At 72.5% G+C, this 16355-nt stretch carries 15 protein-coding genes; 13 read left to right on the top strand and 2 right to left on the bottom strand.

Translation table 11 applies throughout. The annotated features are described in order from the left end of the window. Nucleotides 1-153 precede the first annotated feature (153 nt). From VQ02_RS16340 to VQ02_RS16325, 4 genes are all read left to right on the top strand, one after another. Nucleotides 154-1593: an RluA family pseudouridine synthase gene (locus VQ02_RS16340; RefSeq protein WP_048445258.1), complete on the top strand. Its 1440-nt coding sequence runs from the start codon at nt 154-156 to the stop codon at nt 1591-1593. Nucleotides 1594-1757: 164 nt separating this feature from the next. After that, nucleotides 1758-2117 (top strand): hypothetical protein, encoded by a 360-nt coding sequence (locus VQ02_RS16335; protein ID WP_048445257.1) that lies wholly within the window; start codon nt 1758-1760, stop codon nt 2115-2117. A 46-nt stretch (nt 2118-2163) separates the two neighbouring features. Next, nucleotides 2164-2826, top strand: coding sequence for an HAD-IA family hydrolase (locus tag VQ02_RS16330; protein ID WP_048445256.1), 663 nt, complete (start codon nt 2164-2166; stop codon nt 2824-2826). A gap of 43 nt (nt 2827-2869) precedes the next feature. After that, nucleotides 2870-3670 (top strand): ATP12 family chaperone protein, encoded by an 801-nt coding sequence (locus VQ02_RS16325; RefSeq protein WP_048445255.1) that lies wholly within the window; start codon nt 2870-2872, stop codon nt 3668-3670. 60 nt (nt 3671-3730) lie between these two features. Here the strand turns inward: VQ02_RS16325 and VQ02_RS16320 are convergent, their stop codons facing one another. Beyond that, a complete protein-coding gene (locus VQ02_RS16320; RefSeq protein ID WP_048445254.1) occupies nt 3731-4021 on the bottom strand; it encodes a hypothetical protein in 291 nt (96 codons plus the stop codon). 73 nt (nt 4022-4094) lie between these two features. Beyond that, on the bottom strand, nt 4095-4409 hold the full coding sequence (locus VQ02_RS16315) for a hypothetical protein (protein ID WP_245239756.1): 315 nt from the start codon (nt 4407-4409) through the stop codon (nt 4095-4097). Nucleotides 4410-4888: 479 nt separating this feature from the next. Here VQ02_RS16315 and VQ02_RS16310 point away from each other — a divergent pair, with 479 nt between their 5' ends. From VQ02_RS16310 to VQ02_RS16270, 9 genes are all read left to right on the top strand, one after another. Then, nucleotides 4889-6079, top strand: coding sequence for an aminotransferase class V-fold PLP-dependent enzyme (locus VQ02_RS16310; RefSeq protein WP_048445253.1), 1191 nt, complete (start codon nt 4889-4891; stop codon nt 6077-6079). A 139-nt stretch (nt 6080-6218) separates the two neighbouring features. Then, the gene (locus VQ02_RS16305; protein ID WP_048445252.1) at nt 6219-7157 is read left to right on the top strand and encodes a D-2-hydroxyacid dehydrogenase; all 939 of its coding nucleotides are present in this window, start codon (nt 6219-6221) and stop codon (nt 7155-7157) included. 76 nt (nt 7158-7233) lie between these two features. After that, on the top strand, nt 7234-8094 hold the full coding sequence (locus VQ02_RS16300) for an NADP-dependent methylenetetrahydromethanopterin/methylenetetrahydrofolate dehydrogenase (protein ID WP_048445251.1): 861 nt from the start codon (nt 7234-7236) through the stop codon (nt 8092-8094). Further along, nucleotides 8094-8732 (top strand): methenyltetrahydrofolate cyclohydrolase, encoded by a 639-nt coding sequence (fchA, locus tag VQ02_RS16295; RefSeq protein ID WP_048445250.1) that lies wholly within the window; start codon nt 8094-8096, stop codon nt 8730-8732. The genes VQ02_RS16300 and fchA overlap by 1 nt, the downstream gene beginning before the upstream one ends. Nucleotides 8733-8862: 130 nt before the next feature. Beyond that, the gene (locus VQ02_RS16290) at nt 8863-10032 is read left to right on the top strand and encodes a malate--CoA ligase subunit beta (protein ID WP_048445249.1); all 1170 of its coding nucleotides are present in this window, start codon (nt 8863-8865) and stop codon (nt 10030-10032) included. Nucleotides 10033-10045: 13 nt separating this feature from the next. Further along, the gene (gene sucD, locus VQ02_RS16285; protein WP_048445248.1) at nt 10046-10945 is read left to right on the top strand and encodes a succinate--CoA ligase subunit alpha; all 900 of its coding nucleotides are present in this window, start codon (nt 10046-10048) and stop codon (nt 10943-10945) included. A 120-nt stretch (nt 10946-11065) separates the two neighbouring features. Next, entirely contained in the window at nt 11066-13816 is a 2751-nt protein-coding gene (locus VQ02_RS16280) for a phosphoenolpyruvate carboxylase (RefSeq protein ID WP_048445247.1), read from the top strand. A gap of 166 nt (nt 13817-13982) precedes the next feature. Then, nucleotides 13983-14957, top strand: coding sequence for an HpcH/HpaI aldolase/citrate lyase family protein (locus VQ02_RS16275; protein ID WP_048445246.1), 975 nt, complete (start codon nt 13983-13985; stop codon nt 14955-14957). A gap of 212 nt (nt 14958-15169) precedes the next feature. Continuing rightward, a complete protein-coding gene (locus tag VQ02_RS16270; protein WP_048445245.1) occupies nt 15170-16354 on the top strand; it encodes an efflux RND transporter periplasmic adaptor subunit in 1185 nt (394 codons plus the stop codon). The last annotated feature ends 1 nt before the right edge of the window (nt 16355 follow it).

Here is a 16355-nt window from a genome sequence, read left to right as displayed (position 1 = left end):
GCCCCGCCGCCTCCGCCGAGCCAGCCCGGGGCCGCCGGGGGGGGTGCCCCCGGGGGTTCCCTGGGGGAAGACCCCGAAGGTTTTGGGCGAGGCCCCCGGGAGGGTGAGGGGGGGGGGGGGGGGGGCGCCGCCCGGGGTGCGACGGGCGGGCGCATGACGAGCCCCCCCTACCGGGGGGGTCCGGGGCGGGCGCGGCCCGGCCGGGGCGGACCAGCCCGGGGCCGCCCGCCGCGGGCCCGCACCGGACCGCGCAACACGGCGCGCGACGCCGCCGAGCGCGCGGCGGGCCCGGCCACCTTCGGTCGCGACATGAGCGACGCTGCCCCCTGGGAGCAGGACGCGGCGCCGCGCCGCGCTCCGGCCAAGCCGTCCGCCAAATCGCCCGCCAAGCCGAGGTCCGAGAAGCCGCGGGCCGACGCCCGGCCTGCCGCGAGGACCGCCCCCCGCGCCCCGACCCGCAGCGCCCCCGAGGACCGTCCGTCGGGCCGGCCGCGCCGCGACGAGCGCCCGGCCGACGCCGAAGCGCCGCCGCGCGCGCCAGCGGCTCCCAGGCCGCCGACCCGGCGGGCGCTGCGCGAGGCGACCGCCGAGGCGCTCGCCACCGGGGTGCAGACCCTGGAGGTGACGCCCGACGAGGCCGGGATGCGCATCGACCGCTTCCTGTCGGCGCGGTTCCCGCAGCTGCCCTTCACCCGCATCCAGAGCCTGGTGCGCAAGGGCGAGCTCAGGGTCAACGGCAAGCGCGCCAAGGCCGCCGACCGGGTCGAGCCCGGCGCCAGCGTGCGGGTTCCGCCCCTGAGCCTGGAGGCGCGGCCACCGGCCCCGGGCTCCGCCCGGGCGGAGGGAGACCTGGCCTTCCTGCGCTCCCTGATCCTCTACGAGGACCAGGACATGATGGTGCTCAACAAGCCCTTCGGCCTCGCCGTGCAGGGGGGATCCGGCACCACCCGCCACGTCGACGGCCTGCTCGAGGCGATGCGCGACAAGGACGGGCAGAAGCCCCGCCTCGTCCACCGCCTCGACAAGGACACGGCGGGCTGCCTGATCGTCGCCAAGACCCGCCTCGCCGCCGCGACGCTGGCCAAGACCTTCCGGTCGCGGGCGGCGCGCAAGATCTACTGGGCACTCGCCGCCGGGGTGCCGAAGGTGCGCCAGGGCCGGATCTCGACCTACCTCGCCAAGGAGGAGATCGGCGACGCGGATGCCCGCATGCGGGTCGCCAAGCACGGCGACGAGGGGGCGAGCCACGCGCTCACCTACTATGCCGTGGTCGACCAGGCCGGCCAGAAGCTCGCCTGGCTGTCGCTGAAGCCGGTCACCGGGCGCACGCACCAGCTGCGCGCCCACGCGGCGCATATCGGCCACCCGCTCGTCGGCGACCCGAAATACTTCGATATCGAGAACTGGGAGCTGCCCGGCGGCCTGCAGAACCGCCTGCACCTGCTCGCCCGGCGCATCGTCATCCCGCACCCGCGCACAGCCAAGCCCATCGACGTGACTGCGCCGCTGCCGCCCCACATGGCGCAGAGCTGGAACCTGCTCGGCTTCGACGCCGCGCGCTACGACCCGATCGTGGAGGCGCCGGAGGCGTGACGCTCCGGCAACTCGTTCCGCCTCAACCCTTGCCAAGAGACCCTTGCCAAGAGACCCTTGCCAAGAACCCTTGGCAGGAGGGGCGGGCGCCTTATTCTCGATCTGGCCGCCGCGATCACGGCGCCAGCGCGGGTCCGCGACCCGTCCGGAGTGAGACCAGCCAGATGACCCCCGCCGCGATCGCAAGCCTCGGCCTGATCGGATTCCTCGCCGTCGCGACCCCCGCCGCGGCGCAGGCCCAGCCGGCTCCCGCCGCCCCGACGCGGCCCGAGCCGGCCGCCCCGGCGACGCCCGCCGCGGCGCGCCCGGACGGCCGGCCCGCGGACGGGCGGGCAACGGAGGCGAGACCCGCGGCCCCCGAGCGCGCCGCCCAGCCGCGCCGCCGCCGGCCGAGCTACGCCGCCTGCAACCGCGCCTCGCAGCGGCGGAGCCTGAAGGGCGGCGCGCGCCGCCGCTTCCTGATCCGCTGCCGCCTGGGCTATGAGCGGATCCAGCCGGGTCAGCCGGCCCGCGCCAGGCCCTGAGCGGCGCGGGCCGCGCCCGGGCAGAGCGAGGCGGGCCCCGAGATCCATGATCCTGATCGTCTTCGACGTCGACGGCACCCTCGTCGACAGCCAGCACATGATCGTGGCGGCGCAAGCCGAGGCGTTCGCGGCGGTCGGTCTGCCGGCGCCGACGCGGGAGCGCTCCCTCTCGGTGGTGGGCCTGTCGCTGCCGCAGGCCTTCACCGCCCTCGTCGGGGCGGACGGGCCGGTGGTCGCCCTGTCGGAGGCCTACAAGCAGGCCTTCAGCCGGCTGCGGGCCCGGGCCGAGATCCGCGAGGCCCTGTTTCCGGGGGCCGCGGCGCTGTTGTCGCGCCTCAACCGCGAGCCGAAGGTGCAGCTCGGCATCGCCACCGGCAAGTCCCGCCGCGGCGTCGACCACCTGCTCGCCGTGCACGGCTGGGACGGCTGGTTCTCGACCGTGCAGACCGCCGACGACGCCCCCTCGAAGCCCCATCCGGCGATGCTCGAGCAGGCGATGGCCGAGACCGGCGCCGAGCCCGCCCGGACGGTGATGATCGGCGACTCGACCTACGACATGGTGATGGCCCGCGGCGCCCACGTCACCGCCCTCGGGGTGGCGTGGGGCTACCACACCCCGCAGGCCCTGAACGCGGCCGGGGCGCACGCCATCGTCGACAGCTTCGCCGAGCTCGAATCCGCCCTGCTCGCGCGGATCGCGACCGCCTGACGACGCCTCGCAACCACCGCCGTCAGGCCCTATCTTGACGACCATGACCAACGACGTGACCCGCGACTGGCTCGGGGATCCCGACGCGCCCTACGACCCGGTGCGCGCCGCCCGCCAAGCCACCAAGCCTGCGCTGCCGAAGCGCTTCTACAAGGAGGCCGGCGTCGCGCCGGCCGAGGACGGCTACCGCCTCGTCCTCGACGGCCGCCCGGCCCATACCCCCGCCCGCCGACGCCTCGCGGTGCCGCAGGCGGCTCTGGCGGAGGCCCTGGCGGAGGAGTGGGGGGCGCAGGGCGAGTTCATCGACCCGGCGCGGATGCCGCTCACCCGCCTCGTCAACTCGGCCCTCGACGGGGTGGCCGAGCGGCGGGACGCGGTGGTGGACGACCTCGCGGCCTATGCGGGCTCCGACCTCGTCGTCTACCGGGCCGGCGACCCGGCGCGCCTGGTGGCGGCGCAGGCCGCGGCCTGGGACCCGGTGCTGGCCTGGGTCCACGAGGCCCTGGGCGCCCGGTTCATGCTGAGCGAGGGGCTGAGCGAGGGGGTGATGCACGTCGCCCAGCCGGAGGCGTCGCTCGAGGCGGTGCGCCGCGCCGTCGAGGCGGTGGAGAGCCCGACGGCGCTCGCCGCCCTGCACTCGATGACGACGCTGACCGGCTCGGTGCTGATCGCGCTCGCCGTCCTGCACGGCCGGCTGACGCCGCAGGAGGCCTGGGCCGCGGCCCATGTCGACGAGACCTTCCAGGCCGAGGTGTGGGGCCGGGACGCGGAGGCCGAGGCGCGCCTCGGCGGGCGGCGCGGGGAGTTCGAGGCCGCGGCACGGGTCGCGGCGCTCAGCGGCTGACGCGCCGGGGCGAGGCACCCCGGCCGCGTTGTTCGGCGGCTCAACGAGCCGCGACTGTCGTTATTTCCGCAGTGAGCCGGTGGCGATGTCGGCGTTCGGGTCGATCATCTGCGGCAAGGACGGCCCGAAGGCGACGAGGCCGCTGACGTCGACGCTGCGGATGTCGACCTCGGCGCCCGGCGCCATCCGGGGCAGGGCGGCGAACATCGGCATGCCGGCCGGCACGCTCTCGGCGAAGCCCGGCACGTCGAGGGCCGGGATTCCGGCCTGGTCGAGGGTGGTGCCTTCGGCGCGGGCGGCGGCGGAGCCGGCCAGCACGAGGCCGGCCGCGATCACGGTCTTGAGAAGCATCTCCGGGTCTCCGGTGCGAGGCATGTCTTGCCGGTACAATGCGCAGACCCCGGCCATGGTTCTCGCGAAAAGCTTATCCGGCCGCGCGCCAGGCCTGATCCGGCACTGCCGCGGCCGGCAGCACGTGGAACAGGTGGAAGCCGCAGATCTCCGCGCCGTGCTCCGCCGCCTCGGCCGAGAAGCCGGCCGGCGCCTCGGACGGGGCGCTGATGCTGCCGGCATAGGTCCAGGCCTCGCCGCTGACGAAGGCCGGCACCGGGAAGTCGTTCGGGACCGCGCAGATCAGGTCCGGCTCCTCGCGCCGGCGAAACAGGTTGTAGGTCGGCCAGCGCCGCACCGTGCGCGGCCGTGCGCGTGTGAACCCTGAGCCCACGCTGCTCGCAATCATGAGCGGTCTCCCCCCGGTTCCGACCCGCTGCATCTTGGGGCCGATGCATATCCGGCGCGCCCGGAACCGCTGATCACATTCGATAAGTTTTCCCGCTTTTCTGTTCAATACTGCCGATACGGCAAAGCCTTGACTGGGCCGTATCGGCAGAAGGCGCAGCCGCCTACCGCTTTCGGTCGAGCCCCGAGGGTTCTGGCCGCGCCGCGTTCCAAATTTTTGAAGGAGGGACAAAGTTTTTTCAGTTTTCCTTCCTGTTCGGGCGCCCGCATAGTCGGTCCCGACACGGCGATCCGGACCGGCGGGCGACGACGAACCCTCCGGTGATCTTCGGACCGCCCGCTCAGTCACCATCTCGAGACGATTCGCCCGAGACGAGTGTGCCGGCCGCATCCCCGCGGCCGGCGACGGGGTTGCGCGCCCCGAATTCCCGCAACCGGACGGGAGCCCGGTCCGGACACGAAGAGGCTGGAGGAGATACCATGGCAGGATCGAGACGCCCGGGCCGCAACTTCCTGTTCGTTCCGGGCCCGACCAACGTGCCGGAGCGGGTCCAGCGCGCGATGATCGTGCCGATGGAGGATCACCGCTCCTCGGCCTTCCCCGAGCTGACCCTGCCGCTGTTCGAGGAGACGAAGACGATCTTCAAGTCCCGCGAGGGCCAGGTCTTCCTGTTCCCGTCGAGCGGCACCGGCGCCTGGGAGGCGGCGCTGACCAACACCCTCTCCCCCGGCGACCGGGTCCTCGCGCCGCGCTTCGGCCAGTTCAGTACCCTGTGGATCGACCTCGCCCAGCGGGTCGGCCTCGACGTGGAGATCCAGGACGAGGAATGGGGCACGGGCGCGCACCCGGAGCGGATCGAGGAGGCCCTGCGGGCCGACCGCGAGCACCGGATCAAGGCCGTGCTGGTCGTCCACAACGAGACCGCCACCGGCGTCACCTCCGACATCGGCGCGGTGCGCCGGGCGATCGACGCGGCGAGCCACCCGGCGATGCTCTACGTCGACGGCGTCTCGTCGATCGGCAGCATCGACTTCCGGGCGGAGGAATGGGGCGTCGACTGCGCCATCACCGGCTCGCAGAAGGGCCTGATGCTGCCGGCGGGTCTCGGCATCGTCTGCGCCAGCAAGCGGGCGCTGGCGGCAGCCAGGACCGCCGAGTGCCGGCGCGCCTATTTCGACTTCGCCGACCAGGCCAAGGCCAACGCCACCGGCTACTTCCCCTACACGCCGCCCCTGCCGCTGCTCTACGGCCTGCGCGAGGCCCTGCGCTGCCTGGCCGAGGAGGGGCTGGAGCAGGTCTTCGCCCGTCACCGCCGGCTCGCCGACGGCACCCGCGCCGCGGTGCGGGCCTGGGGTCTCAAGCTCTGCGCCCGCGACCCGAAGTGGCACTCCGACACGGTGAGCGCCGTGATGGTGCCGGAGGGCGCGAACGGCGCGGCGGTCATCGACATCGCCTACCGGCGCTACGACCTCGCCCTCGGGGCCGGCCTGTCGAAGGTCGCCGGCAAGCTCTTCCGCATCGGCCACATCGGCGACCTCAACGAGCTGATGCTGCTCGGGGCTCTGGCGGGCTGCGAGATGGCGATGCTGGATGCCGGCATCCGCATCGAGCCCGGACGCGGCGTCGCGGCGGCGCAGGAGCACTTCCGGAGCGCGCGGGAGGGGACGTGACCTCCGCCGCTCCCCCCTCTCCCCCGCGGGAGAGGGGACCCCGCCCTGTCCTGAGACCGGCTGCAAACACCCGACCCGCCGTGCCATTCTGCCGCGCCATGCCCCGCGACCGTGCCGGGGCGCCGGAGACCACCCAACCATGTCCCACCGCATCGTCTTCCTCGACCGCGAGACCCTGGACGCCGAGCTGCGGCGCCCGAGCTTCCCGCACACCTTCGCCGAGTACCCGGTGACGGCGCCCGAGGAGATCGTCGAGCGGCTCAAGGACGCCGAGATCGCGATCATCAACAAGGTGCCGATGCGGGCCGAGACCCTCGCCCGGCTGCCGAAGCTGAAGCTGATCGCCGTCGCGGCGACCGGCACCGACGTGGTCGACAAGGCCGCCGCCAAGGAGCGCGGGATCACGGTCGTCAACGTCCGCAACTACGCCTTCAACACCGTGCCGGAGCACGTGATCGGGCTGATCTTCGCGCTCCGGCGGGCGATCGTTCCTTATGCCAACTCGGTCCGCCGCGGCGACTGGGGGCGGGCCCGGCACTTCTGCTACTTCGACTACCCGATCCGCGACGTCGCCGGCTCCACCCTCGGCATCGTCGGCTACGGGGCGCTCGGCAAGTCGATCGGCCAGCGGGCCGAAGCCCTCGGGATGCGGGTGCTGGCCTACGACGTGATGCCCCAACCCGGCCTCGTCGACCTCGACACGATCCTGCGCGAGAGCGACGTCATCACCCTGCACGCGCCGCTGACGCCCGACACCCGCAACATGATCGGGCGCGAGGAGCTGGCGCGGATGAAGCGTGACGCGATCCTGATCAACACCGCCCGCGGCGGCCTCGTCGACGAGGCGGCGCTGGCGGAGGCGCTGACCGCCGGCACGATCGGCGGGGCGGGCTTCGACGTGCTCACCAGCGAGCCGCCGCAGGACGACAACCCGCTGCTCGACCTCGACCTGCCGAACCTCATCATCACCCCCCACGTCGCCTGGGCGAGCCGCCAGGCGATGCAGATCCTGGCCGACCAGCTCGTCGACAACATCGAGGCCTTCGTGGCCGGCCGGCCGCAGAACGTGGTGGAGTAGGGCGGGCGGGCCAGTTACCCCGCTCCGGTACGACAGACGATCCGCGGGCCGAGCGGCCGCGGACGGAAGGACGACGATGAAGAAACTTCTGTTCCAGTTCGATACCGACCCGATGCCCAGCGTGTTCGACACGGTGGTGGGCTACGACGGCGGCGCCGACGTGATCACGGGCTACGCCAACGTCACCCCGGACACGGTCGGGGCGCTGGTCGACGGCACGATCTACACCCGCGGCGGCGCGGAGAAGAAGTCGACCGCGATCTTCGTCGGCGGCGGCAGCATGGCGGCCGGCGAGGCGGTGTTCCGGGCGGTGCGCAAGCGCTTCTTCGGCCCGTTCCGGGTGTCGTGCATGCTCGACTCCAACGGCTCGAACACCACGGCGGCGGCGGGCGTCGCCCTCGTTGCCAAGGCGGCGGGCTCGCTCCAGGGCAAGCGCGCCCTGGTGCTTGCCGGCACCGGCCCGGTCGGCATGCGCTCGGCGGCCCTGCTCGCCAAGGAGGGCGCGGCCGTGACCCTCGCCGGGCGCCAGCTCGCCAAGGCGGAGGAGGCGGCCCGAGCGATCGAATCCCGCTTCAAGGTCGCGATCCGGGCGATCGAGACGCCGGATGCCGCCTCCCGCGCCGCCGCTGTCGCCGAGGCCGAGGTCGCGTTCTCGGCCGGCGCGATCGGGCTCGAGCTCGTCTCGGAGGAGCAGTGGAGCGGCGTGCAGGCCCTCCGCCTCATCGCCGACTACAACGCCCAGCCGCCCCTCGGCTTCGGCGGCATCGAGGCCACCGACAAGGGCAAGGCGCGCCACGGCAAGACCGTGTTCGGAGCGCTGGGCATCGGCGGGCTGAAGCTCAAGCTGCACCGGGCCTGCGTCGCGAAGCTGTTCGAGAGCACCGAGCTCGTCCTCGACGCCGAAGAGATCTACGCGCTCGCGAAAGAGATGGCGTGATGGCGCACGATCCGGCTTCCGAGGACACGATCCCGGGCTTCCTCGACGCGCTCGCGAGCGAGCGGCCGACCCCCGGCGGCGGCGGCGCGGCGGCGATCTCCGGCGCCATGGGGGCGGCCCTGGTCTCGATGGTCTGCAACCTCACCATCGGCAAGAAGAAGTACGCCGAGGTCGAGGCCGAGATGGTCGCGACCCGCGACCGGGCCGAGGCCCTGCGGGGTGCGCTGACCGGCATGATCGCCGAGGACGTCATGGCCTTCAACGCCGTGATGGGAGCCTACGGCCTGCCGAAGGCGAGCGACGACGAGAAGGCGGCCCGGGCGGCCGCGATCCAGGTGGCGCTCCGCCAGGCCACCGACGTGCCGCTCGCCTGCGCCCGGGCCTGCCGGGCGGTGATCGACCTGTGCGAGGGGATCGCCGAGCGCGGCAACCTCAACGTGGTCAGCGACGCGGGCGTCGCGGTGCTGGCCGCCCAGGCCGGCCTGCGCAGCGCCGCCCTCAACGTCTACGTGAACGCCAAGGCGATCGAGGATCGCGGCTTCGCGGAAGGCCGCCTCGCCGACCTCGCCCGGGCGCTCGACGGCGCCGACGCCCTGACCGAGCGGGTCTACGGGCTGGTGAAGTCGAAGCTGACCTAGGGTTCAGCACGCTCGGTCCCAGCGCCGGGCGACATGGTCGAAGCAGCGCAACCGGGCTTTTTGAGCCGGGCGCGAGGTACCCCCTCGCGCCCGGAACGGGGAGCCTTTGCCCAAAACCCAGGAGGACGCCATGGACGTGCACGAGTACCAGGCCAAGGAGCTGCTCGCGAGCTTCGGCGTGCCGATCCCGAAGGGCGCCGTGGCCTTCAGCCCCGACCAGGCGGTCTACGCCGCCACCGAGCTCGGCGGGGGGCACTGGGCGGTGAAGGCGCAGATCCACGCGGGCGCCCGCGGCAAGGCCGGCGGCATCCGGCTGTGCCGCACCACCCACGAGGTCCGGGACGCCGCCATGGACCTGCTCGGCCGCCGCCTCGTCACGCAGCAGACCGGCCCCGAGGGCAAGCCGGTGCAGCGGGTCTACGTCGAGACCGCCGACCCGTTCGAGCGCGAGCTCTACCTCGGCTTCGTCCTCGACCGGAAGGTCGAGCGGGTGCGCGTCGTCGCCTCGAAGGCCGGCGGCATGGACATCGAGGAGATCGCCGCGACCGATCCCGACGCGCTGCTGCAGGTGGTGGTGGAGCCGGCGGTCGGCCTGCAGCCCTTCGAGGCGCGGGAGCTCGCCTTCCAGCTCGGCCTCTCGATCAAGCAGGTCGGCGGCGCGGTGAAGACCATCATGAGCGCCTACCGCGCCTTCCGCGATTGCGACGCCACCATGCTGGAGATCAACCCGCTCGTCGTCACCCGGGACGACCGGGTGCTGGCGCTCGACGCCAAGATGTCGTTCGACGACAACGCGCTCTTCCGGCGCCGCGCCATCGCCGACATGCACGACCCCTCGCAGAGCGACCCGCGCGAGGCCCAGGCCGCCGAGCACAACCTGAACTACATCGGCCTCGAGGGCGAGATCGGCTGCATCGTCAACGGTGCCGGCCTCGCCATGGCGACCATGGACATGATCAAGCACGCGGGCGGCGAGCCGGCGAACTTCCTCGACGTCGGCGGCGGCGCCTCGCCCCACCGCGTCGCCACGGCCTTCCGCCTCGTCCTCTCCGACCCGAACGTGAAGGCGATCCTCGTCAACATCTTCGCGGGCATCAACCGCTGCGACTGGATCGCCGAGGGCGTGGTCCAGGCGGCCCGGGAGGTGGAGATCGGCGTGCCTCTCGTGGTCCGGCTCGCCGGCACCAACGTCGAGGCCGGCAAGGCGATCCTGGAGAGGAGCGGCCTCGACCTCATCACCGCCGACACCCTGACCGAGGCCGCCGAGAAGGCCGTCGCGGCCGTCCGAACCACCCATTGAGGAGGGGAGCCCGATGAGCATCCTGATCGACGAGACGACCCGGATCCTGGTCCAGGGCATCACCGGGGACAAGGGCAGCTTCCACACCCGCGAGATGATCGAGTACGGCAGCAAGGTCGTGGCCGGCGTCACCCCGGGCAAGGGCGGCCGCCGCGAGCACGGCGTGCCGGTCTTCGACACGGTCCGCCAGGCCGTGCGCGAGACCGGGGCCGAGGCCAGCATCACCTTCGTGGCCCCGCCCTTCGCGGCCGACGCCATCATGGAGGCGGCGGATGCCGGCATCCGGCTGATCTGCTCGATCACCGACGGCATCCCGGCCCAGGACATGATGCGGGTGAAGCGCTACCTGCGGCGCTACCCGAAGGAGCGCCGGCCGATGGTGGTCGGCCCCAACTGCGCCGGCATCATCTCGCCGGGCAAGGCGATGCTCGGCATCATGCCCGGCCACATCTACCTCAAGGGCAATGTCGGGGTGATCTCCCGCTCCGGCACGCTGGGCTACGAGGCCGCCGCGCAGATGAAGGCGGTGGGCCTCGGCATCTCGACCTCCGTCGGGATCGGCGGCGACCCGATCAACGGCTCGTCCTTCCTCGACCATCTCGCCCTGTTCGAGGCCGATCCGGACACCGCGGCGGTGCTAATGATCGGCGAGATCGGCGGGCCGCAGGAGGCCGAGGCCGCGGCCTGGATTCAGGCGAACATGCGAAAGCCCGTGGTCGGCTTCGTCGCCGGGCTGACCGCCCCGAAGGGCCGCAAGATGGGGCATGCCGGCGCGATCATCTCGGCCGCCGGCGACAGCGCCGGCGAGAAGGCCGAGATCATGCGCTCCTTCGGCCTCACCGTGGCCCCGAGCCCCGGCGCCTTCGGCACCACCATGGCGCAGGTGATGGCGGAGCGCCGCCGGGCGGCGTGAGCCGACCCATCGGCTCGCACGTCCCGGTCGTGCGCATTCCTCCTCTCCCCGCGGGCGGGGAGAGGAGACGATCGGCGCCTCATCCTCGACACTCCTCCCTCGATCCCCACGGGGAGCCCCATGATCCACACTCCCGTTCCCGCCACGCCCTTCGTTCCGCCGGTGATCACCGGCACGGACGACCGGGTCGCCCTCGACGTGCTGTTCCGCTCGCTGGTGGACGTCTGCCGGCGTCACCAGCCGGAGCTGGAGGCGGTGCTGCACGGGCAGGCGACCATCGCCGGGCTGTCGCCGGAGCTGACGGCGCGGGCGCTCCAGGTCCAGGGCATCTGGTTCCAGCTGATCGCGATCGCCGAGCAGAACACCGCCATGCGCCGGCGCCGCCACGTCGAGCGCAGCGAGGGGCGTGACCGGCTCAAGAACTCCTTCGGCGCCGTCCTGGCCCGGGCCGCCGCGCGGGGCGTGCCGCCCGAGGCGGTGCATCAGCTCCTCACGTCGCTGCGGGTGCGCCCGACCCTGACGGCACACCCGACCGAGGCCAAGCGCGTCACGGTGCTGGAGAAATTCCGGCGCATCTACCTGATCCTGAAGGAGATGGAGATGCCGCGCTGGACCGAGCGCGAGCGCCACGCCCTGATGGACGACCTGCGCGACCAGATCGAGCTGGTCTGGATGACCGGCGAACTGCACCTGGAGAAGCCGACCGTCGACCGGGAGGTGGCCTGGGGTCTGCACTTCTTCGACGAGACGCTGTTCGAGATGCTGCCCGAGACTCTGGGCTCGCTCGAGGAGGCCCTGGACTCCGCCTATCCGGGCGCCCGGTTCGAGGTGCCGCCGTTCTTCCAGTTCGGCTCGTGGATCGGCGGCGACCGGGACGGCAACCCCTTCGTCACCGCCAAGGTCACCCGGCGCACCCTCCGGCGCAACGCGCTGGCGAGCCTCCGGCGCTACCGCGACGGCGTCACCGGGCTCGCCCGCACGCTCTCGATCAGCGAGCGCGCCCTGCCGATCCCTGAGGCTTTCCGGGCCGCCCTCGCGCGCCAGCTCGCGCGCCAGCCGGACGGCGAGGCGATCGCGCGGCGCAACCCGGGCGAGCCCTACCGGCAGTTCCTGACCTGCCTGCGGCGGCGCCTCGACACGACGGTCGCCGGGCTGGCGGAGGAGCCCGGAGACCCCGCGCCGGGCCCCGGCTACGCCGATGCCGACGACCTGATCAACGACCTGCGCGACCTCGAGCACGGCCTCGCCCAGGCGGGCTGCCCGTCACTGGCCACCGATTTGGTGCGGCGGGTGCGCCGGATGGTCGAGATCTTCCGCTTCTCGACGGTGCGGCTCGACATCCGCGAGAACACCACTCGCACCACCCGGGCACTCCAGGCGCTGTGGCGCCGCGCGCATGACGGCGAGCCGCCGGACGTCGATGCCCCGGCCTGGACGGCCTGGCTCGAAGCCGAGCTGGCGCGCCCGCTCGACGGCCTGCCCGATCTCTCCGGCCTGCCCGAGGAGGCACGGGAGACCCTCGCCACCTTCCGGCTGGTGGCGGAGATGCGCGGCAGCCTCGACCGCGAGGCCTTCGGCGCCTTCGTGCTGTCGATGACCCACTCGGTGCCCGACATCCTGGGCGTCTACCTGCTCGCCAAGACCGCCGGAATCTTCCTCGACGCGGCGGGAATCGAGGTCTGTCCGCTGCCGATCGTGCCGCTGTTCGAGACCATCGACGACCTGCGCGCGGCCCCGGCGATCATGCGGGCGCTGCTCCGGGTCCCGGTGGTGCGCCGCTCCGCCCGCCGGCAGGGCGGGGTGCAGGAGGTGATGATCGGCTACTCGGATTCGAACAAGGACGGCGGCTTCGTCGCCTCGAACTGGGAGCTGGCAAAGGCGCAGAGGCTGCTGACCCAGGTCGGCGAACAGGCCGGGATCGGCATCGCCTTCTTCCACGGCCGCGGCGGCTCGGTCAGCCGCGGCGGCGCGCCGACCGCGCGGGCCATCGCCGCCCAGCCGCCGGGCTCGATCCGGGGCCGGTTCCGCACCACCGAGCAGGGCGAGGTCGTCTCGTTCAAGTACGCCAACCGCGGCACCGCCGCCTACCAGATGGAACTGCTCGCCTCGGCGGTGCTGGCCCACGCCCTCGACGGCGACGCGGCCGGCGGCGGGCCGGCCGCGAACCCGGAATTCGACGACGTCCTGGAGGCGCTCTCCGGCGCCTCGCGGGCAGCCTACAGCAAGCTGCTCACCCATCCGGGCCTGATGGCCTATTTCGGCGCCGCGAGCCCGCTCGACGAGATCGCGCTCCTCAACATCGGCTCGCGGCCGGCCCGCCGCTTCGGCGCCCGCAGCCTGGCCGACCTGCGGGCGATCCCCTGGGTCTTTGCCTGGAGCCAGAACCGGCACGGCATCACCGGCTGGTACGGGGTCGGCAGCGGCCTCAAGAGCCTCCTCGACGTGCGCGGGGAAAACGGCCGGGCGCTGCTGCGTCGGATGTTCGAGGAGTCGCCGCTCTTCCGCCTGATCATGGACGAGGTCGAGAAGACGCTGCTCACCGTCGACCTCGGGATCGCCCGCGACTTCGCCGGGCTCTGCCCGGACGAGGGCGCGCGCGAGGCTGTCTTCGCGATGATCGAGGCCGAGTATCGGCTCACTTGCGCGATGGCGCTGGAGGTGAGCGGCGCGCCGGCGCTGGCCGAGCGCTTCCCCCTCTATCGCGGCCGGCTCGCCGAGCGGCTGCCGGTGCTCAACCAGGTCAGCCGCGAGCAGGTCGCCCTGCTGCGCCGCTTCCGGGCCGAGACCGACGAGGCGAAGCGCGAGACGCTGAAATCCGCGCTGCTCCTGTCGATCAACTGCGTCGCCACCGGGTTCGGCGCAACGGGGTGAGGCCGAGTGAGGCGCCAATCCTCTCCCCGCGGGCGGGGAGAGGGGACGCCCGCGCCTCGTCTTTCCCCGAACAGCCCCGCGCCCCTCAGGGTGAGAGACACGCCACCTTCCGTCATGGTGCTCCCGTCCCCACCGGACCGCCAAACCATCTCAAGGAGGAACCCCGATGAGCTTCACCCTCGTCCAGCAGGCCACGCCGCGCCTGCACCGCTCCGAGCTGGCGGTGCCGGGCTCGAACCCGACCTTCATGGAGAAGTCGGCGAAATCCGCCGCCGACGTGATCTTCCTCGACCTCGAGGACGCCGTCGCACCCGACGACAAGGAGCAGGCGCGGAAAAACATCGTCCAGGCCCTCAACGACATCGATTGGGGGGGAAAGACGATGATGATCCGCATCAACGGGCTCGACACCCACTACATGTACCGCGACGTGATCGACATCGTGGAGGCCTGCCCGCGCCTCGACATGATCCTGATCCCGAAGGTCGGGGTGCCGGCGGACGTCTACGCGATCGACGTGCTGGTGACGCAGATCGAGCAGGCCAAGCGGCGCGAGAAGCGGATCGGCTTCGAGGTGCTGATCGAGACCGCCCTCGGCATGGCCAACGTCGAGGCGATCGCCCAATCCTCGAAGCGGCTCGAGGCGATGTCGTTCGGCGTCGCCGACTACGCCGCCTCGCTGCGCGCCCGCTCGACCGTGATCGGCGGCGTCAACCCGGACTATTCCGTGCTGACCGACAAGGACGCGGAGGGCGGGCGCCAGACCCACTGGCAGGATCCGTGGCTGTTTGCCCAGAACCGGATGCTGGTGGCCTGCCGGGCCTACGGCCTGCGCCCGATCGACGGCCCCTTCGGCGACTTCTCCGATCCGGACGGCTACCGCTCGGCCGCGCGGCGCTGCGCGGCGCTCGGCTTCGAGGGCAAGTGGGCGATCCACCCCTCGCAGATCGAGCTCGCCAACGAGGTCTTCACCCCGAGCGAGGCCGAGGTGACCAAGGCGCGGCGCATCCTCGCAGCGATGGAGGAGGCGGCGAAGGCCGGCCGCGGCGCCGTCTCCCTCGACGGCAGGCTCATCGACATCGCGTCGATCCGCATGGCCGAGGCGCTGATCGGTAAGGCGGACGCGATGGCGCGCGCCTGACGCGGACGGACGGCGCGCGTCTCCAAACGTCGCGCCATCCTGCACCGGCGAGGGGCCTGTTCCGTCCACCGCGCAGAAACGACGCACGGAACTCGCATACTGCAGAAACAGTCGAGTGCCATACGGCTGAAGGATGCCGGACCGCGCGGCCGCCTCGGCGGTCGCCTGAGCTTGTCTCCGGCCGGCTCCGGACTTGTGGAAGCGCGCGACCGATGAGATCAGAACAGGGCGCTGGACCGAAGAAGCGCCGGCGCGGCGGATGGCTGCTGGCCCTGATGGTGCTGGCCGGGGCCGGCGGGGCCTATGCCTGGCAGAGCCGCGAGCATGCCGGCGCGGCGAAGCCCGCCGCCCGGGCCCCGGCCCCGGTGCCGGTGACCTTCGCCCAGGTCGAGCAGGGCCCGCTCGGGGTGGTCCTCGGCGGCCTCGGCACGGTGCAGGCCTACAACACCGTGCAGGTGCGCAGCCGCGTCGACGGCGAGATCCTGAAGATCGGCTTTCGCGAAGGCCAGGTGGTGAAGAAGGGCGACCTCCTCGCCCAGGTCGACCCGCGAACCTACCAGGCCGCCCTCGACCAGGCCAAGGCGAAGAGGACCCAGGACGAGGCCAACCTGAAGAACGCCAAGGCCGACCTCGAGCGCTACACCAAGCTCGGCGACTACGCCTCGCGCCAGCAGACCGAGACACAAGGGGCGCAGGTGAGCCAGCTCACCGCCCAGGTCGCTTCCGACCAGGCGGCGATCGACAATGCGACGGCCCAGCTCTCCTACACGACGATCCAGGCGCCGATCGACGGCGTCACCGGCTTCCGCCAGATCGACGTCGGCAACATCGTCAACGCCGCTCAGGCGACCGCGATCGTCACCATCACCCAGGTCGAGCCGATCTTCGTGGTCTACACCGCGCCCGAGGAGCAGCTGCGCGAGGTGACGAAGGCGCTCGCCGCCGGACCCGTGCCGGTCGAGGCCTGGAGCACCGACGGGCTGACCAAGCTGTCGGACGGGCGCCTCGACCTCGTCAACAACCAGGTCGACACCGCCACCGGCACGATCCGGCTCAAGGCGTCGTTCGCCAACAAGGACCACGCCCTGTGGCCGGGCCTGTCGGTCTCGACCCGGATGCGCACCGGCACGATCCCCGAGGCCGTCACGGTGCCGGACGACGCGGTGCAGCACGGGCCGAAGGGCCTCTACGCCTTCGTGGTCGACGAGCAGCAGCGGGCGCACACCCAACCCATCGCGGTCGGGCGCTCCAACGACGGCCGCACCCAGGTGCTCAAGGGCCTCGCCCCCGGCCAGACGGTGATCTGGCGCGGCCAGTCGCGGGTGCAGGAGGGGGCGCTCGTCGCCGAGACGAAGCCGTCTTCCAACGCCGCCCTGGCGCAGAGCGAGGCGCGCTGAC

It is taken from the genome of Methylobacterium variabile (genome assembly GCF_001043975.1).
In the GTDB taxonomy this organism is placed as follows: domain Bacteria; phylum Pseudomonadota; class Alphaproteobacteria; order Rhizobiales; family Beijerinckiaceae; genus Methylobacterium; species Methylobacterium variabile.
Note: the sequence above shows the minus strand (reverse complement) of the source record. Positions and strands in the feature narration are given on the sequence as shown.